Annotated in this window: 5 protein-coding genes and 1 pseudogene; 4 read left to right on the forward strand and 2 right to left on the reverse strand. The window is 35.5% G+C overall.

Annotation, left to right across the window (positions count from 1 at the left end):
* Positions 1–309 precede the first annotated feature (309 nt).
* The 4 genes from NYQ66_RS06970 to NYQ66_RS06985 all read left to right on the forward strand — a co-directional run bounded on the left by NYQ66_RS06970 (position 310) and on the right by NYQ66_RS06985 (position 3,923).
* Positions 310–1,179 (forward strand): tyrosine-type recombinase/integrase, encoded by an 870-nt coding sequence (locus NYQ66_RS06970; protein ID WP_259867933.1) that lies wholly within the window; start codon positions 310–312, stop codon positions 1,177–1,179.
* A complete protein-coding gene (locus tag NYQ66_RS06975) occupies positions 1,176–2,342 on the forward strand; it encodes an IS91 family transposase (RefSeq protein WP_456151316.1) in 1,167 nt (388 codons plus the stop codon). The genes NYQ66_RS06970 and NYQ66_RS06975 overlap by 4 nt, the downstream gene beginning before the upstream one ends.
* 481 nt (positions 2,343–2,823) lie before the next feature.
* Positions 2,824–3,150 (forward strand): PadR family transcriptional regulator, encoded by a 327-nt coding sequence (locus tag NYQ66_RS06980; protein WP_259868262.1) that lies wholly within the window; start codon positions 2,824–2,826, stop codon positions 3,148–3,150.
* Positions 3,150–3,923, forward strand: coding sequence for an HAAS domain-containing protein (locus tag NYQ66_RS06985; RefSeq protein WP_259868263.1), 774 nt, complete (start codon positions 3,150–3,152; stop codon positions 3,921–3,923). The genes NYQ66_RS06980 and NYQ66_RS06985 overlap by 1 nt, the downstream gene beginning before the upstream one ends.
* Positions 3,924–3,994: 71 nt before the next feature.
* Here NYQ66_RS06985 and NYQ66_RS06990 read toward each other — a convergent pair whose 3' ends face one another.
* Both NYQ66_RS06990 and NYQ66_RS06995 read right to left on the reverse strand, forming a co-directional pair.
* Positions 3,995–5,191 carry a YecA family protein gene (locus NYQ66_RS06990; RefSeq protein WP_259868265.1) on the reverse strand — a complete coding sequence of 399 codons (1,197 nt, stop codon included), beginning with the start codon at positions 5,189–5,191 and terminating at the stop codon, positions 3,995–3,997.
* A 325-nt stretch (positions 5,192–5,516) separates the two neighbouring features.
* Positions 5,517–5,762 (reverse strand): annotated as a pseudogene (locus tag NYQ66_RS06995) (transposase); the annotation flags it as partial.

Raw genomic sequence — 5,762 nt, forward strand, 5'->3', positions numbered from 1 at the left:
ACAAGAAGAACGAAATCGCGTCCCGCGATGGCTATGGGATAGAGCGTTATTATGTAAAGAGGAAAAAAATACAGATAGAGGGTTATTAAGGGAAGAAAACCATTAAGAACATAAAGAAAAAGTATGCTTTCTGTGATATTGTTTAATCGCCAAACCAAACAATAAAAAAGAGAGAGCATACTTCTATGAAATTTATTCTAACACGAAAAACAACAAAATTACATAACCAATATTTTACTCCACTTAATCGTGGACCACCCACCTTCCGGTTTGTTTAAAAATCAACTAACAAATCGGAGGGCTTTTATAATGGAAAAATATAAACGACAGATCGAACTATTCTTTGAGCTTAAGAACTCACCAGAATCCACAAGAAAATCTATGAGAAGAAGAATAAACGATTTTTTATTCTATGTGGAAGTAGTATTAGAGATAGAAATTGATGAAGTTGCTTTTGAAGATATTCAGGGGTATATCCTTCACTTAAAAAGAGATAGAAAACTTTCACCAGGGACAATAAATAATTGTATTTCATCTATTAAGTTTTTTTACACGTATGTACTAGAGAAAACCTGGAATCCAATAAAGGTACCTAGAATGAGAAGAGGCAAGAGCTTCCCTGTTATTCCACCTAGAGAGCAAGTATATGCACTTTTAGAGGGTACCAATAATTTAAAACATAAGGCGATTCTCGCCTTAATCTATGGTAGTGGATTGCGCGTTAGTGAAGTTGCACGACTAAAAATTAGTGATATAGATAGTCAAGGAATGCGAGTTCGTGTGCAGAAAACAAAACACGATACGAACCGTTATACCATTTTGTCTGAAGCTAGTCTTCTTGTCCTGCGAGAGTATTTCAAAGCCTATCATCATCGATCCTTTTCTAAAAATGATTGGCTCTTCAAGGGACAAAAGCAAGAGAATCATATTACGGTTAAAAGCATACAAAATACCTTTCTTAAAATTAGAGAAAGATTAAATCTCGATACAGCAATTTCAGCACATACCTTACGGCATTGTTTTGCGACACACTCTCTCGAAGACGGAATTGATCCTGTGCATATACAACATATGTTAGGTCATAAAAGAGTGGCAACGACAGTTGCTTATTTACACATGACTTCTAAAAGTTTAATGGGGATCAAAAGTCCATTGGACCAGCCTAGAGGTAAAAATTGATGACTATACAAAGTTTATTCGTTGATAACTACGATTACTTTAGAGTAACTCATAAAGTATCCATAGAACAGGCAAAAGCAGCCACGGCCATTAAAAATTGTAAAACAGATGCTTTAGGAGGTCACAGGCATGAGTGTGATTCATGTGGTGATTCAAAACTTAGCTATAATTCTTGTCGAAATCGTCACTGTCCGCAATGTCAAGGAGTTGATAAAGAGATTTGGGTGGATCAAAGAAGCAAAGATATTTTAAACGCACCCTATTTTCACGTCGTGTTTACGATACCCGAACAATTACACATGTTGATCTATCACAATCAAAAACTACTTTATAAATTAATGTACAAAGCAGTGGCAGAAACTTTGAACGAACTCGCATGGGACGATAAATATTTAGGTGCCCAAATTGGCTTTTTATCTGTCTTGCATACTTGGGGCCAGAATTTACACTATCATCCTCACATTCATACCATAGTCTTGGCCGGAGGCCTGACAAAAGATAACCGTTGGAAGGAAACGAGTAAAAAATTCTTTATTCCTGTGAAAGTTTTATCAAAGCAATTTAGAGGGAAATTTCTCTATTATCTCAAACAATATTACAACCAAAAGAAATTAAAGTTCTTTACTGAAACAACAAAATATCAATCTAGAAGTCAGTTTCAACAATTACTAGATAGCTGTTATGAACTGAATTGGTATAGTTATACCAAAAGAACATTTTCAGGTCCTTTAGCTGTGATGAAGTACCTTGGATTATACACGCACAGAATTGCCATTTCGAATAAACGTATCCTTTCACAAGGTTATGATACAGTGACCATCGGTGTAAAAGACTATAAGAATAACAATAAGAGAAAGCAAGTAAAGATGACCAAAGTAGAATTTATTCGGCGTTTTTTAATGCATGTATTACCGACACGATTTGTGAAAGTAAGGCATTATGGTTTATTAGCAAATCGAAATAGAAAAACGAAGTTGGAACGTTGTCGAAGACTAACAAAGAGCCCTAGCTATAAACCGTTATATGAAGGGTTAAGTAAAATTGAAGTCCTTGGAAAAATATTAAATAAGGATATGACTTTGTGTCCTTCGTGTAAAAAAGGTCATCTAGAAAGCGTTCATTCATTTAAGATACCGCCGTTTCCATCATATAAGATACCGTGATCGGTAGAATTAAATGCTTTTTTAAAAGCCTCTTAAATGGGGAGGGGGAAAGTACACCCATTTTTAACTGTTATCTATGTTTTTAAGAAAAAACATAGATAACAGTTAAAAAAACTGATAAATAAAAGATCAAAAATGAGGTTGGGGAGGATTGAATCCCCATAGGAAGAGAAGGAAGCGACTTCGTCCTTCTGGGACAATCAAAAATTTGCGGATAGTGGTAATACGAGATAGTACAAAGGCACAGATAGCTTAAATAGCTAAATGTGCCTTCTTTTTTCGCAAACTTCCGATTGTTCCCTAAAAGAACCGTCCCCATGCTTACAGGGTGTGTCCCTTTGATTACTCTTGACTATTTTTTTACATTTGTTATGATTAAACTATATTGCATTGCAAGTTAGTTGATTTGTTGTGCTTCTTTTTTTGAATGACTATGTTGCATTACAAGTTAGTTGTGCGTTCTAGAACAGGAGTGAATGTTGTGTCTTCAAGCCAAATATTAAAAGGCATTTTAGAGGGATGTCTACTATCAATTATCGCAAAAGGGGAAACTTATGGTTATGAAATGATGGAAAAACTTTATTCCTATGGATTTACAATGGTAAGCGAAGGTAGTATATATCCCCTATTACTTCGCATGAAAAAAGAAGGATTAGTTGTAACTAGTCAAAAAGCACTTCCTTCAGGAGGGCCAAAACGAAAATATTATTCTTTGACAGCAAAAGGAATCGAAGAATTAAAGGCTTTTAAAGAGCGATGGCATGATATCTCCATGAGTGTAGATCATTTATTAGGGAAGGAAGGTTAATGAAAATGACCATATCAACACAAAGCAAAGAATTTTTGGAAAATCTGAGATTATATTTGTTTTCAAGCGGAAAAAACGAAACGGAAATTGAAGAAATTGTTGGAGAATTAGCAGACCATCTATCTGAGGCAGAAGCACATGGGAAAAATGTAGATGATATTATTGGTGGAACTCCGAAAGCATATATGGAACAAATAGCTAGCGAAATGTCACTTGATCTCAGAAGTTGGCTAAAATATATTCCAGTCCTCATTATTGGTGTTTTTGCTTACGACTTATTAGGAAGTGCCTTACGCGGAGGAATAGAATACTCCTTGCTGACCTTGGGTGGAAACATCTTTATTCTATTGTTGTTTTTATCGCTCACTGTAGTAATTTTTAAATATGTAGCAAGTAAGAAGCTATCCAAAACAAAAGAGTATGCATTATTTGCAATTCTTGGCTTCACTCCTATGATCTTGTTTTTTGGATTAATTTTTTTGGATAGATACGTTGAAACCCCATCGTATAAATTCAGTAGTACTGGTAATATGATTGCAATTATAGTTGCGATCCTAGCGTTTATAGTGATATCGGTCTGGGGTAAAACTTGGATTTCTATTATTCTACCGCTCTTTTTATTTTTGCCAGAGTTTATTATGAATATAACGGATGTGCAAGAGGAACTGAAGTTAATTATATCCGGAATAGTGGTCCCATTATGCATTGGTATTTACTTTTTTATAGCATTGAAACTAGAAAAAAGGAAAGACGAAAAAAAGGTGACGCATTAAGTAATTCCTGTCACCACCCATCAATGGACACTTTTGAAGTTTTCGGGATGGTGACAGGAACTGAAAGATTTTTATCTCCCACAACACTTCTTATATTTCTTGCCACTACCACATGGACACGGCTCGTTTCTGCCTATTTTCACTACCTTTTTACTGCTAGGTTTAGTAGCCTCTGGCGGTGGCGGTGAATCTTCTTTCTTCTTCTCCCCTAACTCTAACGGCGCATATCCTTTAAGGAACCATTGCTTCGTGTTATTCATCAAAACAACAACCTGATCCATGATGGATTGAATTGTATCCATATCATCAAATTCTATGATGTTCGATAGATAGGTCATGACTTCGTTCGGACCATGACCAATTCTAGTAGCATAGACGATTTCTTCTACGGTATGATCCGCTTCGTCCCTACTCATTTCAAAGTTGGCAGTGAAGAAGGAAACTACTTGTTGATAGCTTTTGTTTCGATCTACAAATCCAGGTTCTCCAGCTGCGAGCAGTTGTTGTTTCGTAAACGGATAAAAATCTACGTTCTTTCTCATTCGGTGTTCTTTTTTTACTTCTTTTGGATCAACTACACGGATATTAGAAAAACCATCCATATCAATTTTGATTTCCTTGCGATAGTCATTAGCATCAGAGATGACGCGCGTGTAATCTCTATAATCGATCGGTTCCTTTGTGTACTTTTCTAGCAAGTCGATCATCTGATTTGAATTTAATGTTCCATAGTAATATAAAAGACCATACGTTAATGTAATCCACTCTGTATTCCGACTAATACGAGCCCGTACATTCAAATCGTTTTTCATCGATAAAACAGACTCGACTAACTCATCAGGCAAAGCAAGAATTTTTTCATTATCACTAGTACCTGTAAAAATTAAACCAGTATTCTTGAAATATTCCATCTGTTTCGCTTCTAAGTTTGGAGTAGGCATTTGCCCACCATTGTTTGCAATGTTCCGTAACAACTGGAAACGTTCGTTATCCCACAAATGTTGGATGTCAGTTAGATATGCAGGTATCCTTTCTACTAGCAATGCAGCTAAGTCTGCCTTTTTTAAGCTACTAGCATTCTTTATATCTAATTTTTTTCGTATTGTATCCAACTCATGTTTCGTGTACTTACTTAGGACTTCATCAAGCGAAAAAGGAACATTCAGCGTAGCCCAACGTTTTTGCTCCCGTTTTTCCTTCTCTTTTCTACTCAAGTCATTTAAACCTGTTAACGCTTTTAACATATTTTTTTCAAGTTGATTACTCATCACATGCACCTACTTTATTACATTTTTAACTATGGATGTTTTTAATACAAAATAGAATGGAAGTTTAACAGAAAAAATATATTCTATCACAACCATCCAGACAATTTCCAACCTTAGCACGGATTTTATTGGATATCTTTACTATCACTATATCATTTTTTTGAATAGATGATCGAGCTTTCCAGATGTAAACACAGGGACGGTTCGAGACCAGTGAAAAAGTAGGGTGTTTTTGTGAAGATATCAAAAGTGAAGTGAAAAGCAGTTTAAAAAAATCGGTCATTCCTTCCAATGACCGATTTTTCATTGAAATCCACCCTTATTAGGCGGATACTATCGCTGCTATTCTCTTAATATTTGCTGCTATTGCAGCTAACTTAGACTGTTTAGACACACTTAATAGACCATATCCCCTCGCTCGGGATAGGCCATGAAACCTTTTGAGCTCTGCATTCTTTCCTTCAATAGAAGCTCTATTTTTATATTTCTCTATAAATTCTTCTGTTTTTTGATATTGAGAAATCTCGTAGAATTCAGCCGTGTTCTTACCAACGGTAAGTATTCTTCGAGC

It is taken from the genome of Aquibacillus koreensis (assembly GCF_025154055.1).
GTDB classification, from domain to species: domain Bacteria; phylum Bacillota; class Bacilli; order Bacillales; family Amphibacillaceae; genus Aquibacillus_C; species Aquibacillus_C koreensis.

What these genes read in the sequence shown, in the direction of transcription:
- NYQ66_RS06990 (WP_259868265.1), bottom strand. Translation starts at nt 5,191, where the DNA reads ATGAGTAATCAACTTGAAAAAAATATGTTAAAAGCGTTAACAGGTTTA.
- NYQ66_RS06985 (WP_259868263.1), top strand. Translation starts at nt 3,150, where the DNA reads ATGAAAATGACCATATCAACACAAAGCAAAGAATTTTTGGAAAATCTG.
- NYQ66_RS06970 (WP_259867933.1), top strand. Translation starts at nt 310, where the DNA reads ATGGAAAAATATAAACGACAGATCGAACTATTCTTTGAGCTTAAGAAC.